Genomic DNA, 19,252 nt, shown 5'->3' on the forward strand with positions numbered 1-19,252 from the left:
CCTGGCGCATTGCCGGTCAGCGAAAACCGACGGGAGAAAGGTGCGTGTCTGAACTGAATAATGCTCTGCTACAGGAGGTACTGGATCAGGTGCGTCCGCTGGTCCATCGGGGAAAAGTCGCTGACTATATCCCCGCACTGGCCGATGTCGCGGCCGACAATCTGGCCATTGCCGTTTGCCTGCGTGACGGCACCCTCTTTCAGGCGGGCGATGCGGAGACACGCTTTTCGATTCAGTCGATATCTAAAGCGCTATCGCTGACCGTGGCGCTGACCCGCTATGACGACAGTGAAATCTGGCAGCGGGTGGGAAAAGAGCCATCAGGCCAGCCATTTAATTCCCTGGTGCAGCTGGAACTGGAACAGGGCAAGCCGCGTAATCCGTTTATTAATGCCGGGGCGTTGGTAATCTGCGATCTTCTGGAAACCCGCCTGACTGCGCCGCGCCAGCGAATGCTGGAAATTGTGCGCCAGCTGAGCCAGCAGCCCGATATCAATTATGATCGCCACGTTGCCCGCTCTGAGTTTGAACATTCTGCCCGCAATGCCGCGATCGCCTGGCTGATGAAGTCGTTTGGTAATTTCGATAATGATGTCACCAGCGTCATGCAGACCTATTTCCACTATTGCTCACTATCGATGAACTGCGTTGAACTGGCGCGCACCTTCGTCTATCTGGCTAATCTGGGTAAAACACTGGATGGCAGCCAGATGATTACACCGCGTCAGACACGGCAGATTAACGCACTGATGATCACCAGCGGGATGTATGATGGCGCAGGCGAATTCGCGTGGCGGGTCGGGATGCCTGCGAAGTCGGGCGTAGGTGGCGGAATTATTGCCGTCATCCCTGGCGAGATGAGCATTGCCGTCTGGTCACCCGGGCTGGATAGCGCAGGTAATTCGCTGGCGGGCACCGCTGTGCTCGAATTGCTGACGGAAAAGCTGGGGCGCTCGATATTCTGACTCTGAGCGCCAATAACAGGCTCGCCGTGATGAAAAGCGATGGAGTTCCCATGATTCCGGCAAGCTGATTTGATATTTTCAGTGCAGTACGCTGGCGATTTGAGTCGTCAGCGTTAATCAGCGCGCAAAAAATTCTTAGTGCGAAAGCTGTGGCAGCTCATCTTCTGTCAGACCGGTCATCTGCATGACGGTATTGCAATCCATCCCACTCTTTAGCATGGTGCGGGCAATTCTGAGTTGCATGCTTTTCCTTCCTTGTTGAAGACCGATCTCTTTACCTTCGATGCGACCTTGTGCAATGCCTTTCTCAAGCCCTATCTGCTCAAGCTGTTGTGCGATAGTCATAAGTGCGTTCTCGTGTTGGGGCACACGCTGTGCCAGCTCCTGTACAAAGGTTTTAGCGTTTGATACTTCGCCCGCCTGCACAATGTAGTTTACCAATGATATCACCTGCGATGAAGAGTGTTCGCCTGCCATCAAAATGGATACCAGCCTGTCCATCAGTTCTGCCAGATCCCGCTGCCGGATATGTTTCTGCAACAGGGTCAGTGCCGCCATGCTGCGGTGTTGCATGATCTCATCGTCAGGAATCGTCGTGACATCGACCAGCGGAAAACTGTGGCTGTAAAGCCTGTCCGCCAGCAACGGGTCGTCGAACTCATCCAGCCACCGGGTCGAATAAGGATAGGGAGAGCGTCTGCCCACGTAAAACAGTATGGGTATCACCAGCGGCAATCTCTTATGCCCAGCGTCAAGATGGCGCTGCATGGCAGCCACTGCATAGCGCATCAGCCGAAATGCCATATGTTTGTCAGGTGATGACTGATGCTCAATGAGTACATGGATATATCCATTGCCAGCGGTAGTTTTAAGACTGTAAAGCACATCGCTAAAGTATTGCCGAAGGTCATCCTCGACAAACGACCCCGACTCCAGCTTCAATGTGCTGAGATCACAGCGTTCGCACAACTCTGGCGGCAGGTGCAGCACCAGGAAATCCCGGGCAATATCTGGCTGAGTCAGAAATTGCCGGAATGTCGCATCATGAGGCGTGTGCGTGCTGTTGTTCTTTTTCACTGACCAGAATCCTTTCTGTTCCTGAAGCGCTGATAACGGCTGATTCAGCCTGTAAAAGGCGCTAAATCCTGTAGCGCACGAACGTTTAAAGTACGGATGGAAATAACGCAATGAATACTCTGATGATTGAACCCCGTAAAACACTTTTCCTGAATTCTACGAGGTTGCTCTGAATATCAACGCATTGCGGGCCTTAAAAAGCCATTCGACCCGGCTCAGCTCACCACATTAATCGGCTCACCCTGAATAAAGGCCGCGATATTGGCCATCACGCCAGTCACCAGGTTTTCAACGCCGCTACGGCTCGCCCAGGCAATGTGCGGCGTCAGCAGCAGATTGGGCAAATCTGCCAGCAGCGGATTATCTGCAGAGGGGGGTTCGCTGCTCAGGACATCCAGCGCCGCGCCACCAATCAGCCCCTGCTTTAATGCCTCAGCAAGATTGGCCTCGTTAATGAGTCCGCCACGCGCGGTGTTAATCAGCAGCGCATGCGGTTTCATTTTCTCCAGTGCATCACGGTCAATCATCTGTCGGGTGCTGTCACTCAATGGGCAGTGCAGCGAAACAATATCGCTGGTGGCCAGCATCTGCTCAAAGCTGACATAGCCCTCGCGCACGCTGTCGCTGCCTTTGCGCTCCGCGTACTGCACCTTCATTCCCAGCGCCTGGGCCAGCCTGCCGACCGCCTGACCGATATCACCTCTGCCCGCGATACCCAGCGCGACGCCGCCAATATCCCCTATCGGCTGACGATGCAGACAGAAGTGCTGTGCCTGCGGCCAGTCGATGCGGGTGTTAACGGCATAGGCCATTATCTGACGACGCAGGGCGAAAATGGCGGCGATCACCGCCTCCGACACGCTCTGGGTAGAGTAGCCGGGCACATTACTGACCACGATGCCGCGCTCACGGCACGCGTTGAGGTCAACACAGTCATAACCCGTCGCCGCAACACAGATAAAGCGCAGTTCGGGCAGCTGCGCCAGGGTGTCGGCGCGCAACGGCACCTTATTGGTAATCGCAACCGTCGCGCCCGTAAGCGAAGAGACAATGTCACTGACCGGAGTCTGCGTGCGAATCTCCCAGTCAGCCTGTTGTTGCCGGGTCGGCAGAGAGACAGGCAGCGTATCACCATCCAGCATTACAATTTTCATCTTCATTCCTTTATGGGTTCGGTTCAATGCAACCGACTCATCAATGTTATTTGTATGTATTTAACGAGTAACATCTAAGTTAAATGATGCTGAAATTAAAGTGAATATGTTCAAAGAGTGCGAATTTTTTCGGAACAGATGCCACTTTATTTAACCCTTTTATCCCCTTCGCGTTACACTGCCGCCCGGAACTCTTACCCCTTGCGCCCGTTAAATCATGCAGAAATCTTCACTCAGACATCGACTCACTGCCGGTATTGCGATACTGGCCGTGCTGCTGCTGTTTGTTGCCCCGATGATTTCAAAGAATCTGGCTGAGCATCACGCCACAATGCAGCGCGTCTCCGCTATGAGCGCAGAGATGCCAATGATGCATCATCACAGCGAGATGATGTCGATGGCGGACCATGGGATGATGATCGATCCTGGTTTCGCCTGTGGTTACTGCGATTTGCTGGTGCATGTGCCGCTGATGCTCTGGGTGTTTGTCCCGTTCATCTGGTGGATGCGTCTGATCAGCCGCGCACCGCCGCCCTCTGCGATTCATCCGCCTCCGTGGCGATGGATGCTGCGTCTCCACCGACCACGAGCACCGCCCACTTTCACGTCACACTCACTGCTTTCTGATTCGATTGCGTGACAACGTCACACAATCGCCTTTGTCTTTTGAAAAGTGTGGAATGCTATGTCCTCTTCTCAGGAAATTATCCCTGCACAGCGCGGCACGCTCTTAAACTTGTTTCGCCGCCTGCATTTTTATATTGGCCTGTTTATCGCGCCATTTATTTTTGTCGCCGCGCTCACCGGCACACTCTACGTTCTGACACCGCAGCTGGAACAGGCAATCTACCACGACGCCCTGACCACCGATGCACAGGGACAGGCACAGCCGTTGTCAGCCCAGATTGCCGCCGCACGTGCGCGAGCGGGTGAGTCAGCACGTATCTATGCCGTGCGTCCCGCCCCGGGTCCGCAGGATACAACCCGCGTGCAGTTTGCTGAGCCTCAGCTTGGCCCATCGGAATCGCGATCGCTGTTTATCGATCCCTACACGCTGCAGGTGAAAGGCGATATGACGGTGTATGGCACCAGTGGTGTACTGCCGCTGCGCATGTGGCTGGATCAGCTGCATCGCGGCCTGCTGCTGGGCGATTTTGGCCGTAACTACAGCGAGCTGGCAGCCTCATGGCTGTGGGTCGCTACGCTGGGCGGCATCGTCTTATGGTCCGGTACCCGGCCACCCCGTACCCGTAAGAAAGTGCGCAGCGGATTTGCGGCAACGCGTCACTGGCACGTTACGCTGGGTCTGCTGCTGGCTATCGGGCTGGTGTTCTTTTCGGTAACGGGACTGACCTGGTCACAGTGGGCAGGCAACAATATCGAAAAAATGCGCAGCGACTTTGGCTGGAAAACGCCGCAGGTTAATACCGCACTGAATGGTGACGCGCCCGCCGAAGCAGCCGATCCGCATGCTGACCATCGCGGTGCGATGATCGGCATGACGATGTCCGGCATGACCATGCCAGCCAGAACCGCCGTGCCAGTGGTTCCTAATCAACCAAATGCCCGCTGGGATCAGGCACTGGCAGCAGCACGTCAGGCCGGACTGCACGCCGCGAAACTGGAGCTGCGTCAGCCTAAGAACGCAGAACAGGCCTGGACAGTGTCGGAGATTGATCGCAGCTGGCCAAGCCAGGTCGATGCGGTTTCCATCAATCCGGCTGATTTCAGCGTGGTCGACCGCGTTGAATTCGCCAGCTTTTCGCTGGTGGCAAAACTGACCCGCTGGGGCGTGGATGCGCATATGGGTGTACTGTTTGGTCTGCCTAACCAGCTGATACTGGCCCTGTTCGGCTTTGGACTCTGTGCGATGATAGTGCTGGGCTACCGCATGTGGTGGATTCGCCGCCCGGCGGTTCCCCAGCTCAGCCCATCGCAGACGCTGTTGTCCGCCTGGCTTGCACTGCCGCGTTATGCACAGGGTACCAGTCTGATAGTGATGCTGGCGCTGGGTTATGCGCTGCCTGTAATGGGCATCAGCCTGGTGGTGCTGATCCTGCTGGATATTCAGCGCTGGCGCAGCGCGCAGCGTGCGTCGGTCATTCGGGAAGACATTGCGCCAGATAAGCAGTCGCCATTGGCTATCGTCCAGTCACGCTTTGCCGGAAAGCGCAAAGAGATGCGCTATTTTCTTCGTAGCGTCACGGTACTGGCGCTGATTGTGATTTCAGTGATGGCGAATGCGATGATTGGCGGGGTGATTGACCAGTATCAGATCCCCTTCAGCCACTGGTCACTGACCATGTATATCACTCAGGCGATGATGATCCTGCTCTACTCCACGGTCTTTACCGGACTGTTGTCGATCCCACTCTGGTATTTCTTCCTGGGTGAGAGCGACGAACAGGGTAAATAAGCAGATGACACATTGCGTGACTATTTATTCAAAATAACTGACGAAGCCGGGCAAATCATCCGGCTTTTCATTCTGCGCGTGAGGTCTATGATCGTTGTTATGCCCTCCTCTATCTGAGAACTCATCATGAACATTGTGCGAGCTAATTCTGAACAACTCTTTGAGTACGGTCCTTTTACCGTTCGTCGTCAGCGACCTGGCGAGTCGCTTAGTCCGTTGCTCACTATTGACCTGATGTCGCTAAAACTGGATGCCCGGATCCCGATGCAGCAGCATCAGGATGAAGAAGTGTTCACATACTTATGGCGCGGTTCAATGCAGCATCAGGACAGCAACGGCGAACGTACCCAGCTCTCTGCGAAAAAGGTGATGGTGGTGAATGCCGGTGAGGGTGTTCAGTACGAAGAGTCAGTGCCGCTGTATGAAGCGGAGCTGTTGCAGGCCGTTATCCGGCCATCACAGCCGGGCGGTGAAGCGATGACTCAGGTGCTGGAGCGCGATCAGGGCATCATGACTAACGGCTGGACCGAACTGGCCGGGCCGGAAGAGTCTGACGCCCCGCTGGAACTGCGCCAGGAAGTCTACATCTACGATACGCTGCTGGAGCGTAATCAGACGGTTGACGTGCCCTCGATGCCGGGCTTTGTGGCTTATCTGACCGTGCTGGAGGGAATTATTCGGATTGGCGATCAGCGACTCCGTCGCGGCGATGCGGTGAGCGGGCTGGATAGCAGCATGGAGATCACGGGCGATCGGGATGCCAATCTGGTCTGCTTCCTGGTTAAGCCTGACAATGTTGCATAACAAAGCGCGGGATAATCCCGCGCTTTACTTTTGATGGGCGTTTTAACGCGTTTTACGTTGCTGCATCGCCTGAACACGTTTATAGGCATGATCAAACTGACGGACATCGTCGCGTAGCCAGTGGCGTTGCGTCAGCGGTGCATCATCCAGCGCCTGCGGCAGCGGCACGCCCGCCAGCGATCCCCGGCAGCAAAAGGCACGCGCCAGCGTTGGCGTAGCGATGCCAATGTAGCGGGCAAACTCAGGTAAGGTCATCAGTGCTGTGCTCATATTCCACCTCCTGTTAACAAAATATTCCCTGCATTTTCAGCCCAAATCTTTAATGCTTTTATTGATCTGAAACAGAGATGTGGTACTAATCTTCTGCCTGCTGATGAGATAGCTCGCCTCGCCTGCCGTAAAACGAAAAGAAGTGAGGAACCCGTGCGCCATTATGGATTGATGATTGCCCTGCTGTTTTCCGGCTTTACAGCTGCTCATACCCTGACACCCGGTCAGCCTGTCCCGTCGGTTTACGTTGCTGACAAAGGCGAGATGGTGCTGAACCAGGGCGACATCAATTATCAGCGCTGGAACAGTCAGACACTGACCGGAAAAGTGCGTCTGGTGATTCATGTGGCAGGCCGGCTATCCGCGAAAGATCAGAGTGAACCCCTAATCAAAGCCATTCAGCAGGCCCAACTGCCGCGCGACCGCTTCCAGACTACCACCATCGTCAATACCGACGATGCCCTGCCCGGCAGTGCCATTTTTGTGGTGCGCAGCATCGCCTCCAGCAAAAAAGCAGCACCCTGGCAGCAATTTATTATCGACAGCAGTGGCGTCACTGCCCATAGCTGGCATCTTCAGCCGGAAAGCGCGTCCGTCGTGGTGATTGATCCGCAAGGGATTGTGCGCTTCGCTAAAGATGGCGCATTATCGGATGAGGATGTCACCCGCGTGATGAAAGCGCTGCGCGCATTGCTGGGCTGATTCAGGCAAGATAGTGATCAGGATGACGCGCCAAAAGGCGGAATGCTGCTGAATTCGCCGACATTTTTATCGTTGTGAGCTACGCTTAGTTGTAATGAATTTACCCGCCGTTCTTTGAAAACCTGCCAACTATGCTGTGGCAGTCGGGGACGATTATTGAAGATGGCATCGAATCATTTCGACCTGCTGTGACTTCCTCTGTAGATAAGGACAGCCATGATGACGGTCTGTGCAGAACAACACGTCAGTTTCAGCCACAATGATGCAGCCAGCCTGTTGAGCGACATTGAGCAACGGCTTGATCAGCTTTTACCGGTTGAGAGTGAGCGTGATTTAGTCGGCGCGGCAATGCGCGAGGGGGCGCTGGCACCGGGAAAGCGTATCCGCCCGCTGCTGCTGCTGCTGGCCGCGCGCGATCTCGGCTGTAGCGCCACCCCTGCCGGGCTGCTCGATCTCGCCTGCGCGGTTGAGATGGTGCACGCCGCCTCCCTGATTCTGGATGACATGCCCTGTATGGATGATGCGCAGCTGCGTCGTGGACGTCCGACCATTCACTGCCAGTATGGAGAACATGTCGCGATTCTGGCCGCAGTGGCGCTGCTGAGTAAAGCTTTTGGCGTGGTTGCCATGGCAGAAGGCTTAACGGCAGCCGCCAGAGCCGATGCGGTCGCGGAGCTATCCCACGCTGTCGGCATGCAGGGTCTGGTGCAGGGTCAGTTCAAGGATCTTTCAGAAGGCGACAAGCCACGCAGTGCCGACGCCATTCTCATGACCAACCATTACAAAACCAGCACCCTGTTCTGCGCCTCTATGCAGATGGCCTCTATTGTGGCGGAAACGCCAAAAGAAGCGCGCGAACAGCTGCACCGCTTTTCGCTTAATCTCGGTCAGGCTTTTCAGTTGCTGGACGATCTCACCGATGGCATGGCGGATACCGGCAAAGATGCCCATCAGGATGACGGGAAATCGACGCTGGTCAATCTGCTGGGGCCACAGGCGGTTGAAACGCGACTGCGCGATCACCTGCGCTGTGCCAGCGAGCATCTGCTCTCGGCCTGCCAGGACGGTTATGCCACTCACCATTTTGTTCAGGCCTGGTTTGAGAAAAAACTCGCTGCCGTCAGTTAAGGATGCTGCATGAGCCACTTCGCGGTCATTGCACCGCCCTTCTATAGCCATGTGCAGGCTCTTTCGCATCTGAGCCAGGCCTTAATCGCACGCGGACACCAGATTACCTTTCTCCAGCAGACGGATGTCAGCGCACTACTGACTGACAGCCGGATAGGGTTTTTCCCGCTGGGTCTCGCCTCGCATCCGGCAGGCAGTCTGGCGCATACCCTGCAGCTGGCGGCGCATCCACTTGGCCCGTCGATGCTTAAGTTAATCAACGAGATGGCGCGCAGCACAGAGATGCTCTGTCGTGAACTGCCGGTGGTGCTGAAGACGCTGGCGATTGATGGCGTGATCGTCGATCAGATGGAGCCAGCCGGTGCACTGGCGGCAGAGTCTCTGAACCTGCCTTACGTCTCTGTGGCCTGTGCGCTGCCACTTAACCGTGAACCCGATTTCCCGCTGGCCGTGATGCCGTTTGACTATGCCAACACCGATCAGGCACGCGAACGCTATCGCGCCAGTGAAAAAATATATGACTGGCTGATGCGCCGTCACGATCGCGTTATCGCCCGCAACGCCCATGCGATGGGATTAGCACCACGGGAAAAGCTGCATCACTGCTTTTCACCCCTGGCGCAGATCAGCCAGTTGATGCCGGAACTCGATTTTCCCCGCCAGGCCCTGCCCGATCATTTTCATTCTGTCGGTCCGCTGCGTACAGCGGCAACAGCGCCTGCCGTGTCGCAACCACGTTACTTTCCGCATGGCGACAGACCACGCATTTTCGCGTCACTCGGTACGCTGCAGGGACATCGTTACGGCCTGTTTAAAACCATTGTTCGCGCCTGCCATGAGATCGACGCACAGTTGCTGCTGGCACACTGCGGTCGTCTGTCACCGTTTCAGGCGGAAAAACTGGCGCAGTCCAGCCATGTTCAGGTGGTCGATTTTGCCGATCAGGCTGCCGCACTGGCGCAGGCCGATCTGGCGATAACGCACGGCGGCATGAATACGGTGCTGGATGCTGTTAACCATCTGACGCCTCTGCTTGCGATTCCACTGGCCTTTGACCAGCCGGGCGTCGCGGCCAGAGTGGTCTGGCACGGTATAGGACGTCGCGCGTCACGCTTCACGACCAGCCACGCAATGGCCCGTCAGCTTCAGACTTTACTGGCTGATAGAAGCTACGGCCAGCAGATGAAAACGCTGCGCACGGCGCTCTGTCAGGCGGGCGGCACCATGCTCGCAGCGGATATTGTCGAGCAGGCAATGCAGACCCGCAAGCCGGTACTCCACAGGAGAGATTATGCCGCGGTATGATCTGATTCTGGTAGGCGCGGGGCTGGCTAACGGCTTAATCGCCCTGCGTTTGCGCCAGCAGCGTCCGTCACTGCGTATGCTGCTGCTCGACGCCGACAGTGAGCCTGGCGCGCATCATACCTGGTCGTTTCATGCGGACGATCTCAATGATACGCAGCATCACTGGATTGCTCCGCTGGTGGTTCATCACTGGCCCGGTTATGAGGTTCGCTTTCCACACCGCAGGCGCAGTCTGAACAGTGGCTATTTTTGTGTGACCGCAGAGCGTTTTGCACAGGTAATTCGCGATCGGTTTGCGCCGGATCTACTGCTGAATACCCGCGTGGCGAGCATAGCTTCACGCTCAGTCACGCTGGAGGATGGTCGGGTGCTGGAAACGGATGCGGTGATCGATGGACGCGGCTATCAGCCCGATGGTGCGCTGCGCATGGGCTTCCAGGCGTTTGTGGGTCAGGAGTGGCAGCTCAGTGCGCCCCACGGCCTGACCGCGCCGATTATTATGGACGCGACCGTGGATCAGCAGTCAGGCTATCGCTTTGTCTACAGCCTGCCCTTTTCGGCGGATACGCTGCTGATTGAAGATACCCACTATATTGATAACGCCACGCTGGAAGGCGATCGCGCCCGTCAGAACATCCGTGACTATGCCGCTCAACAGGGCTGGCAGTTAAAGCAACTGTTGCGTGAAGAACAGGGCGCGTTGCCGATTACGCTGACCGGCGACGTGGACGCCTTCTGGCAGAAACGCGATTTGCCCTGCAGCGGTCTGCGTGCCGGGTTATTCCATCCTACAACCGGCTATTCGCTGCCACTGGCGGTCGCGCTCGCTGACCGGCTGGCGCAGATGCAGTCGTTCACCTCTGAAACCCTGCACGCGACCATTCAACAGTTTGCCAGTCATACCTGGCAGCAGCAGCGCTTCTTCCGCATGCTGAACCGGATGCTGTTTCTGGCGGGTCCGGCAGACCAGCGCTGGCAGGTTATGCAACGATTTTACGGCCTTCCCGAAGGTCTGATTGCCCGTTTTTATGCGGGAAAACTCACTGTGTCTGATCGGCTGCGCATCTTAAGCGGCAAGCCGCCGGTTCCCGTACTGGCTGCGCTACAGGCTATTATGACTCCTCACCGTCAACAGGCGATGCAATGAACAGAACGACAGTAATTGGTGCAGGCTTTGGTGGTCTGGCGCTGGCCATTCGCCTTCAGGCGTCAGGGATCCCTACGCGACTGCTTGAGCAGCGTGATAAGCCCGGCGGCCGCGCCTATGTTTACGAAGATCAGGGCTTTACCTTTGATGCCGGCCCCACCGTGATTACGGATCCCAGCGCTATTGAAGAGCTGTTCACTCTGGCAGGTAAAAAGCTCTCTGACTATGTCGAACTGCTGCCGGTGAAGCCGTTTTATCGACTCTGCTGGGAGTCCGGCAAGGTCTTCAGTTATGACAACGATCAGCCCGCGCTGGAAGCGCAAATCAGCGCTTTTAATCCGCGTGATGTAGAAGGCTATCGTCGCTTTCTGGCCTATTCCCGTGCGGTGTTTGCGGAAGGTTATCTGAAGCTTGGGACCGTGCCGTTTCTGTCGTTCCGTGACATGCTGCGCGCCGCACCTCAGCTGGCAAAACTGCAGGCGTGGCGCAGCGTCTACAGCAAAGTGGCGAGCTATATTGAAGATGAGCATCTGCGTCAGGCGTTCTCATTCCACTCGCTTCTGGTAGGCGGGAATCCGTTTGCCACCTCATCAATCTATACCCTGATTCATGCGCTGGAACGTGAGTGGGGCGTCTGGTTCCCGCGTGGCGGCACGGGCGCACTGGTACAGGGCATGGTAAAACTGTTCGAGGATCTGGGTGGCGAAGTGGAACTGAATGCCAGCGTTGCGCGGCTGGAGACGCAGGAAAATAACATCACCGCCGTGCATCTGGAAGATGGCCGGGTATTCCCGACCCGCGCGGTCGCCTCTAATGCGGATGTGGTTCATACCTACCGCGAACTGCTGAGTCAGCATCCCGCCTCTGTGGTAAAGGGAAAATCCCTGCAGAACAAGCGCATGAGTAACTCGCTGTTTGTACTCTATTTTGGCCTGAATCATCATCACGATCAGCTCGCGCACCACACAGTCTGCTTTGGTCCGCGCTATCGTGAATTGATTGATGAGATCTTTAACAAAGACGCCCTGGCAGAGGACTTCTCGCTTTACCTCCACGCACCCTGCGTGACCGATCCATCACTGGCACCCCCTGGCTGCGGCAGTTATTACGTGCTGGCACCGGTGCCGCACCTCGGCACCGCCGATATCGACTGGACCGTGGAAGGTCCGCGCCTGCGCGATCGCATCTTCGACTATCTGGAACAGCACTACATGCCAGGCCTGCGCAGCCAGCTGGTGACGCACCGCATGTTCACGCCGTTTGATTTCCGCGATGAATTGAATGCGTATCAGGGCTCGGCGTTTTCGGTCGAGCCGATTCTGACGCAAAGCGCCTGGTTCCGGCCCCATAACCGCGACAAGACCATCAATAATCTCTACCTGGTCGGCGCGGGTACCCATCCTGGCGCGGGCATCCCAGGGGTGATTGGTTCGGCCAAGGCCACCGCAGGATTGATGCTGGAGGATCTGGCTTGAATAGTCCGTCACTGCTCGATCATGCCGTTGAAACCATGGAAGTCGGCTCTAAAAGCTTTGCCACGGCGTCAAAACTGTTTGATGCCAAAACCCGACGCAGTGTGCTGATGCTCTACTCGTGGTGTCGTCATTGTGATGATGTGATTGACGATCAGGTGCTGGGATTCAGCAATGATACGCCGTCACTGCAATCCGCCGAACAGCGCCTGGCACAGCTGGAGATGAAAACCCGCCAGGCCTATGCCGGATCGCAGATGCATGAGCCCGCCTTTGCCGCCTTCCAGGAGGTGGCGATGGCGCACGATATTCTGCCTGCTTACGCTTTTGATCACCTGGCAGGCTTTGCGATGGATGTCCATGAGACCCGCTATCAGACGCTGGATGATACGCTGCGCTACTGCTATCACGTGGCGGGCGTGGTGGGCCTGATGATGGCGCAGATTATGGGCGTGCGCGACAACGCGACGCTGGATCGCGCCTGCGATCTTGGTCTGGCGTTTCAGCTGACGAATATTGCACGCGATATCATTGAAGATGCTGAGGCGGGACGCTGTTATCTGCCCGCTGAGTGGCTGACAGAAGAGGGGCTGACGCGAGAGACGCTGGCGGACCCGCGCCATCGCAGGGCCCTCAGCCGCGTTGCCCGCCGACTGGTGGAGACGGCAGAACCTTATTATCGATCGGCATCGGCGGGGTTGCCCGGTTTACCGCTGCGTTCGGCGTGGGCCATTGCGACGGCAAAACAGGTTTATCGTAAGATCGGTATGAAAGTAGTAGAAGCAGGTGCACAGGCGTGGGATCAACGTCAGTCCACCAGCACGCCAGAGAAACTGGCCATGCTGGTGGCGGCATCCGGTCAGGCGGTTACTTCCCGGATGGCGCGTCCTGCTCCGCGCCCTGCTTATCTCTGGCAGCGCCCCGTTTAACGCCGTGGCGTTCCCTGAGCGTCGCCTGCAGTTTTGACAGCGGCGGCGCATAGAGAAAACCAAACGAGACACAGTCCTCTTTACCCCGTACCGCATGATGCAGGCGGTGCGCCATATAGAGTCGGCGTAAATAACCCCGGCGCGGCACATAGCGAAATGGCCAGCGCTGATGGACCAGCCCGTCATGCACGATAAAATAGAGCAGACCGTAAAGCGTCATCCCTGCACCGATCCACTGCAGCGGCCAGATGCCTGTGCTGCCCAGATAAATAAGTAAAATCGACAGGCCCGCGAACACCACTGCATAGAGGTCGTTAACCTCGAACCAGCCCTTATGTGGCTCATGATGTGACAGGTGCCAGCCCCAACCCCAGCCATGCATGATGTATTTGTGTGCCAGCGCAGCCGTTATCTCCATGCCGATAACGGTGACCAGAACAATCAGGGCATTCCAAATCCACAACATAGCTTCTCCCGAACATGCATCCTGCAAAGTGGTACAGAGGGATAATTTTAACAGAGATTAGGAAAAACCGCGGGTCATGGTTAGCGGGTTTTAACGATTGCTGCAGGAGACGCGCCGGATAGCGATGCTAAGCAGGGGAAATGTGCAGGGTAGAAGAGACATGCAGCCAGCATCACGCGACATTAGCCGGTGATGCACAGCCTGTGCCTGTTAATTATAAACGAGATTGAACGTCACCGTGCCGTCCGCTTTTCCCGCCATCACTTGCTCGTCAGTCTGAATATATTGCGCGTTAAACGCCATCGACGCCGCCTGATTGGGAGAAGAGACTGTCGTCAGCACCGGTAGTTGGTCGGTCGAGACATTCAGCGGCACGCGCTGACCTTCCGGAACCTGCAGACCCGGCCCATAAGTCAGAGCAATGCCCACACCGGACGCTGAGTTGCTCTGCGGCGTCAGGCTGATGGCATCTTTATCGCCTGGTGTCGCCATGCCAAAGAAGCCTATTTTCACTGCGGCGCTGTGCTCACACATCACCTGAATCTGGAAGCTCTTCTCGCTTCCTGCCCGGCTGCCGATACCGGTGAACTCCGCCTTACTCACCTTCCCCATGTCCACATTAATAGCGGACTGGGGGGTGACCACAGAACAACTGCCATACTGTACGGTAAAGCTGGAGAGGAAAATTTGCGGCTTGTCATTGATTGGCTGGCTGCTGGCAGCGCTGTCCCCGACCTTCAGGCTGGCATTGCCAACGTTCACCTCTCCGACAGATGCAGGTTGATCGCCAGGATTCAGCGGCGAGCGCTGTCCGGGAATTTTATAGAACACTACGTAGGACTGAAGGGTGATGTCGTGGGCAGAATTGAACTGTGGGCTGGTCTGGGAGTTACAGATCGAGCTGGTTTTGCCCTTTCCCGTGGTATCAGCGAAACTGCCACCGCAATAAGACGGCTCCTTGAAACCAATAGCGAATCCGATACTCTCAACGCCTGGAACACGGTATATTGGCGTATTGTGTCCGCCCGCAATGTTGGTCTGCAAGCCGGACTCTTCAGCGTTAATCTGAAACCCCATGTCTTTGTAGTTATAGCCCTGCTCACCGCTGTTTTTATTACAGGTAAAGGCATTGGTGCTCTGCAAAGGCATCTGCGCCGAGATCGGCGTGCCATCAGCCGCGCCCGGCACATAGTTGACGTTATGCACCTGAACCACCACCTGACTGACGCCCTGACAGGACTCCTGTCCCAATGCAGGTAAAACACACAAGGTCGGGATAAACAGCATCATCCCTTTCGCTAAACGCAGAACTGATTTCATCTTACATTCCTGTGAATTACTGGCAAACTGCAGAGACCAGTCTGACCGGATTGGTACCGCTGGCGGCAGGCAGGCGGAACGGCGCGCGGCAGCTTCTCTCCACCCCCTCTTCCTGCCATTTCACCTCGATAACACCCTGAGCGGGTACACCACTCAGATAAAGTTCGCCTTTTTCAGCGACGATACCGCTTGTGCTGCCCTCTTTACCCGCAGCGGCGCGGGCAATCTGACCTGCCGCGCCAAATGGCGGGAAGGCATCCTGCCAGGTCAGCGTGAACAGCACCCGGTTACCCACATGGGTGGCGTAATCGGCCATCACAATCGCTCCGTGGGTCGGAATGGCCGTTTGCCCATCCAGTTCCACATCAACGTTATCGGGCAGCGTGTCAGTTGCCAGTGCGATAGCATTTTCATGGTAAGGCGAAAGAGAAGGCACAATCGCATAGCCGCGACCATCGGTGACCACATTACTGCTGCTCTGAATGCCCACATCGGCCGTATCCGGCACATGAACGATTGCGAAGGTATCGCCCAGCGGCTGGCTCAGCGTAATACCGTGTGCATGCGCGACGATGCCGCCCGAAAGACCATAGTTAAACTGAGTGCTGTGGCGATCATGACTGACTCCGGCACTGACACTGCCACGACTGCCGCGATAGTCCAGCGAGCCGTTGCTGTTCAGATTTTGTCCCTGACTGTCATAGCCCTGTTGCAGGTTGTAGTGCAGATTGTGGTCTTGCAACGCGCTGCCCGACAGGCTGACCTGTTGAGAGACATTGCCATCGTTGCTGGAGTTCATGCTGTAGCTGACAGAGCTGTCTGGCAGCAGCGCGCTGAAGGGAATGGAGACGTTAAAAGAGATCGCGCGGTCAGCCTTACGGGCGCTGGTCGAGTCGGTGTAAAACCAGGCAACGCCCCAGGAAATAGCTTTGTAATTGCTATAGAAGCCCAGATGCAGGGTGCGATCTTCACTATTTGAACGCCAGTAACGCTGCACATAGGCAGAGGCGCTGAGGCTGCCATAGTCGCCAATACCCTGAGAGATCGAAATCTCCGAACGACTGCGCTTGTTAGCCACATAGCTTGCCGGGCTGGTCATCGCATTGGCTTCGCTGAAGTCAAAGAAGCCGCTGGAGGAGTAGCGATAGCTTGCCATGCTGAAGGTGGTATTGGTTGAAGCGAAATTTTTCTGATACTGCGCGCGGACTGACTGACCACTTCTGCTCTGTCCTTCCGGTAAACGGGTTTTTGCTACGGTCACATCGGTTCCCAGCGAGCCAAAATCGCCCAGACTTTTTCCCAGACCCATCGCCACAGCGTGATAATTCTGCGCCATCTGAACGCCACCAAAGGCGGTAAAGTCATGTGGCAGTCCGTAAAACAGCGTGGACTGCACAAACTCAGGTGAACACAGATTGCTACTGCCTGAGTAATGGTAACGACCACCACTGACACTGTATTTCAGATGACCCTGACGCAGCATGTAAGGCACAGCAGAGTAGGGCTGGGTGAAGGTGCGTACCGAGCCATCGCTTTCATGGATAGTAATGTCGAGGTCACCGCTCTGCGCGGTGGGATAAAGATCTTTGATCTCGAATGCGCCCGGTGCAACCACGGTTTCATAAATCACATAGCCGTGCTGACTGACCGTGACCCGCGCATTGCTGTGGGCAATGCCGTGTATCACCGGAGCAAACCCGCGCTGACTTTCCGGGAGCATGGAGTCATCAGACATGATCTGCACACCGCGAAACTGCACGCTGTCAAAAACGTCGCCAGAGGTGTAAGTATCCCCGACCCGAAACTGGCTTTTCAGTGTCTTAAGATCCCGCTCCAGATAAGTGGTCTGGGATTGCCAGTGGCTGGCCAGATCGTAACGCCAGGCGGCAGTGTTACGCAGTCGCCATGCACCGAAATTGGCTCCACTGCGCAGGCTCAGCAGCGTTGAATTCCAGCGGTCGCCCTCATTACGGCTACTGCTTCCGGTAAGGTTATAGTCTACAAAAGCAGCCGATACGCCCTCATCCCAGCGCGAAGGATCGACATAATCGCGATCTTTTATTTTCAGGGCAATCTGAGGAATGGAAAGATTTAACTGCTGGTGCGCGAAATCAAAGTCGGCTGCAGCATCGGGTATGAAATCACCTAACTCGTCAATGGTCTCACCATTCTTTAAACGGCTGAATGCGGAAAAGCCATCAACGTTGACGCCCATTGCGGAAAGCTCTGCAACCGTCAGTTGCGGGACAAGCCCGTTTCTGCCCTGCACAAAAGTGACATCGCGGCTATCAATCACCCGATTATTGAGCAACAGCGTGACATGATAGGTACCCGGTTGCTGGCCGCCTTCATGGGCGAAATAGTGAAGATCGGCGGCGTTATGCTGATCGGATGAGAATTCCAGCGCCGCCGGATTAAAGTAGTCATCTGCGCGGGCACCACGCAGTGGGCAGAACATGAGCAGCATCAGACCCGGAACACCTGCAAGCCAGGGTGAAGCGTAAAACGATTTCGCGTACCTTCTCTTCCCTGTCTTGGCCTGTTGAGTGACTTTCACTGTTGATGCCCCGGATTCAAATCAAACTTAGCGCGTACGTTGTTCAGTGATGCCGCCGTAGTCGTTAATCGCAGACCAGGTCACTGCGCCGGAATCGGCGACGGTCCACTGACGATCCTCACCCGGGCCAATCATGCCTGGGTCCTGAATTGTGTGATGATTAACGCTGAGCGAATAAAAAGAGACAAAGTAAGGTGTTGGGTTATGCGCAATTAGCTGCCGGCCTTCATGGCGAAACGAGAGTTGTTGCCAGGCGTCAGCCGGATTTCCCGCCAGTCCTTTTGGCCGGTAAAAGAGTTTAAATTTTGATTTAATATTAACCTGCAGCTGATTGCTTTTATCACGTGGCGCAGGCGAAATAGATTTTACATTCAGCCAGAATACCGATTCACGATCTTTCGGCAGGGGCATTCCCAGATAATTAATCCTTAACAGATTCTCTTTTCCCGCATCGAGGCGGAAGAGTGGCGGCGTGACAATAAAAGGCACTCGGGCGTGATTATCTGAATTAAAATTCTCTATCCACGATTCAACCAGATAGGGAATGGTTTTATCCTGATTCGTGACTGAAAGCGTTGCCTCCTTTTTTCCTTCCGCAAAAATAACACGCGTCCCTCCCATCACAACACCCGCATGAGCAGCCATGCTCAGCATACACGCAGAAAAAAGCGAAATAAGTCTTATTAACTTAAACATAGTCATTTACGCCGTTGATATTTAAGAGGGAAGCAGGGTTGCCCCTGCTATAAATCAGTTATAAACCATCACAAAGTTAGACACTGAGTTTGCCTTACCAACGGTAATGGCAGCACCGTCACTTTTGTAATCCGCAAAGAAATTCAGGTCGGCACTACCGCCATCTGCAGCCTCTACTACCTTGACCGCCTTAGAAATGGAACCAATAGAAATCGGCGTACTGCGGTCTGCTTCGTAGAATTTAATACCCACACCGGTTGCACCGCCGTCAGCCACTTTCAGCAGCGTAGGGTCACCGCTATCTTTATCGCCATCGAAAAGCACAGCTACTGTTTTAACCGATGAAGGGCAGTCTTTGACCGAAATAGTAAATGGTGTTTCCGTAGTTTCGGTGCGGCTTTCGAAATACGATTTTGCCCATTTACCTAAATCAACGGTCTGGCTTTTACTGGCAGTAGAAACGTCACAGGAAACATCGGTAATTTCACCAGTGAATTTCACTTCGCCGCCTGCACCCTGTGTACCCGCAGAGGTTCCCGGATTAGGCACGATGGGGGAGGGACCGTCAGTCGCTGCTGCTAATGCCGATCCGGAAATCATGAGGCCAGCCAGTGCCACTGGCAGAATACTTTTTCTGATATTCATCAAACCTGTCTCTTTTCAATACATGCAAAGTGGCTGGAATCAGCCACCTGATGGATAGATATGCATTTATAAAATGCGCCAACATAACAACCCTGTGATTTCAGGAAATTAAAATTCATCAAATATCGTCCAGGAGCACCGTTTATTTACGGATGGACAACCACTTATCAGTACACATTTTCGAACTTAGCCGAATTTC

At 55.3% G+C, this 19,252-nt stretch carries 18 protein-coding genes; 10 read left to right on the forward strand and 8 right to left on the reverse strand.

Annotated elements, in window-relative coordinates:
- Positions 1-44 precede the first annotated feature (44 nt).
- Complete coding sequence (gene glsB, locus F3I20_RS07690) at positions 45-965, forward strand: glutaminase B (RefSeq protein WP_150037308.1); 921 nt, start codon at positions 45-47, stop codon at positions 963-965.
- A 135-nt stretch (positions 966-1,100) separates the two neighbouring features.
- On the opposite strand, the gene F3I20_RS07695 is transcribed toward glsB, so the two are convergent.
- Positions 1,101-2,042: an Rpn family recombination-promoting nuclease/putative transposase gene (locus F3I20_RS07695; RefSeq protein ID WP_150037307.1), complete on the reverse strand. Its 942-nt coding sequence runs from the start codon at positions 2,040-2,042 to the stop codon at positions 1,101-1,103.
- 215 nt (positions 2,043-2,257) lie between these two features.
- Complete coding sequence (locus F3I20_RS07700) at positions 2,258-3,196, reverse strand: D-2-hydroxyacid dehydrogenase (protein ID WP_150037306.1); 939 nt, start codon at positions 3,194-3,196, stop codon at positions 2,258-2,260.
- 217 nt (positions 3,197-3,413) lie between these two features.
- On the opposite strand from F3I20_RS07700, the gene F3I20_RS07705 reads away from it, so the two are divergent.
- From F3I20_RS07705 to F3I20_RS07715, 3 genes are all read left to right on the forward strand, one after another.
- The gene (locus F3I20_RS07705; protein ID WP_150015501.1) at positions 3,414-3,836 is read left to right on the forward strand and encodes a DUF2946 domain-containing protein; all 423 of its coding nucleotides are present in this window, start codon (positions 3,414-3,416) and stop codon (positions 3,834-3,836) included.
- Between the two features lie 45 nt (positions 3,837-3,881).
- A complete protein-coding gene (locus tag F3I20_RS07710; protein ID WP_150037305.1) occupies positions 3,882-5,612 on the forward strand; it encodes a DUF2534 family protein in 1,731 nt (576 codons plus the stop codon).
- Between the two features lie 126 nt (positions 5,613-5,738).
- A complete protein-coding gene (locus F3I20_RS07715) occupies positions 5,739-6,416 on the forward strand; it encodes a pirin family protein (RefSeq protein WP_150015503.1) in 678 nt (225 codons plus the stop codon).
- A gap of 42 nt (positions 6,417-6,458) precedes the next feature.
- Here F3I20_RS07715 and F3I20_RS07720 read toward each other — a convergent pair whose 3' ends face one another.
- Positions 6,459-6,686: a hypothetical protein gene (locus F3I20_RS07720; RefSeq protein WP_150015504.1), complete on the reverse strand. Its 228-nt coding sequence runs from the start codon at positions 6,684-6,686 to the stop codon at positions 6,459-6,461.
- Positions 6,687-6,857: 171 nt separating this feature from the next.
- On the opposite strand from F3I20_RS07720, the gene F3I20_RS07725 reads away from it, so the two are divergent.
- The 6 genes from F3I20_RS07725 to crtB all read left to right on the forward strand — a co-directional run bounded on the left by F3I20_RS07725 (position 6,858) and on the right by crtB (position 13,369).
- Positions 6,858-7,388, forward strand: coding sequence for a YtfJ family protein (locus F3I20_RS07725; RefSeq protein ID WP_150015517.1), 531 nt, complete (start codon positions 6,858-6,860; stop codon positions 7,386-7,388).
- Positions 7,389-7,607: 219 nt separating this feature from the next.
- Entirely contained in the window at positions 7,608-8,516 is a 909-nt protein-coding gene (locus F3I20_RS07730) for a polyprenyl synthetase family protein (protein ID WP_150015518.1), read from the forward strand.
- A 9-nt stretch (positions 8,517-8,525) separates the two neighbouring features.
- A complete protein-coding gene (locus tag F3I20_RS07735; protein ID WP_150037304.1) occupies positions 8,526-9,821 on the forward strand; it encodes a glycosyltransferase in 1,296 nt (431 codons plus the stop codon).
- Positions 9,808-10,968 carry a lycopene beta-cyclase CrtY gene (gene crtY, locus F3I20_RS07740; protein ID WP_150015506.1) on the forward strand — a complete coding sequence of 387 codons (1,161 nt, stop codon included), beginning with the start codon at positions 9,808-9,810 and terminating at the stop codon, positions 10,966-10,968. The genes F3I20_RS07735 and crtY overlap by 14 nt, the downstream gene beginning before the upstream one ends.
- Complete coding sequence (locus F3I20_RS07745; protein WP_150015507.1) at positions 10,965-12,443, forward strand: phytoene desaturase; 1,479 nt, start codon at positions 10,965-10,967, stop codon at positions 12,441-12,443. The genes crtY and F3I20_RS07745 overlap by 4 nt, the downstream gene beginning before the upstream one ends.
- Complete coding sequence (gene crtB / locus F3I20_RS07750) at positions 12,440-13,369, forward strand: 15-cis-phytoene synthase CrtB (RefSeq protein WP_150015508.1); 930 nt, start codon at positions 12,440-12,442, stop codon at positions 13,367-13,369. The genes F3I20_RS07745 and crtB overlap by 4 nt, the downstream gene beginning before the upstream one ends.
- Here crtB and F3I20_RS07755 read toward each other — a convergent pair.
- The 5 genes from F3I20_RS07755 to F3I20_RS07775 all read right to left on the reverse strand — a co-directional run bounded on the left by F3I20_RS07755 (position 13,308) and on the right by F3I20_RS07775 (position 19,053).
- Positions 13,308-13,835, reverse strand: a complete 528-nt coding sequence (locus F3I20_RS07755; RefSeq protein ID WP_150015509.1) for a sterol desaturase family protein — start codon at positions 13,833-13,835, stop codon at positions 13,308-13,310. The two genes, crtB and F3I20_RS07755, sit on opposite strands and share 62 nt — an antisense overlap.
- Before the next feature lie 210 nt (positions 13,836-14,045).
- The gene (locus tag F3I20_RS07760) at positions 14,046-15,155 is read right to left on the reverse strand and encodes a fimbrial protein (protein WP_150015510.1); all 1,110 of its coding nucleotides are present in this window, start codon (positions 15,153-15,155) and stop codon (positions 14,046-14,048) included.
- Between the two features lie 16 nt (positions 15,156-15,171).
- A complete protein-coding gene (locus F3I20_RS07765) occupies positions 15,172-17,622 on the reverse strand; it encodes a fimbria/pilus outer membrane usher protein (protein ID WP_223813087.1) in 2,451 nt (816 codons plus the stop codon).
- Between the two features lie 117 nt (positions 17,623-17,739).
- Positions 17,740-18,408, reverse strand: a complete 669-nt coding sequence (locus F3I20_RS07770) for a fimbrial biogenesis chaperone (RefSeq protein ID WP_150015511.1) — start codon at positions 18,406-18,408, stop codon at positions 17,740-17,742.
- A 54-nt stretch (positions 18,409-18,462) separates the two neighbouring features.
- Complete coding sequence (locus F3I20_RS07775) at positions 18,463-19,053, reverse strand: fimbrial protein (protein WP_150037303.1); 591 nt, start codon at positions 19,051-19,053, stop codon at positions 18,463-18,465.
- Positions 19,054-19,252: the final 199 nt, after the last annotated feature.

This window comes from Candidatus Pantoea gossypiicola, from assembly GCF_008632075.1.
In the GTDB taxonomy this organism is placed as follows: Bacteria; Pseudomonadota; Gammaproteobacteria; order Enterobacterales; family Enterobacteriaceae; genus Pantoea; species Pantoea gossypiicola.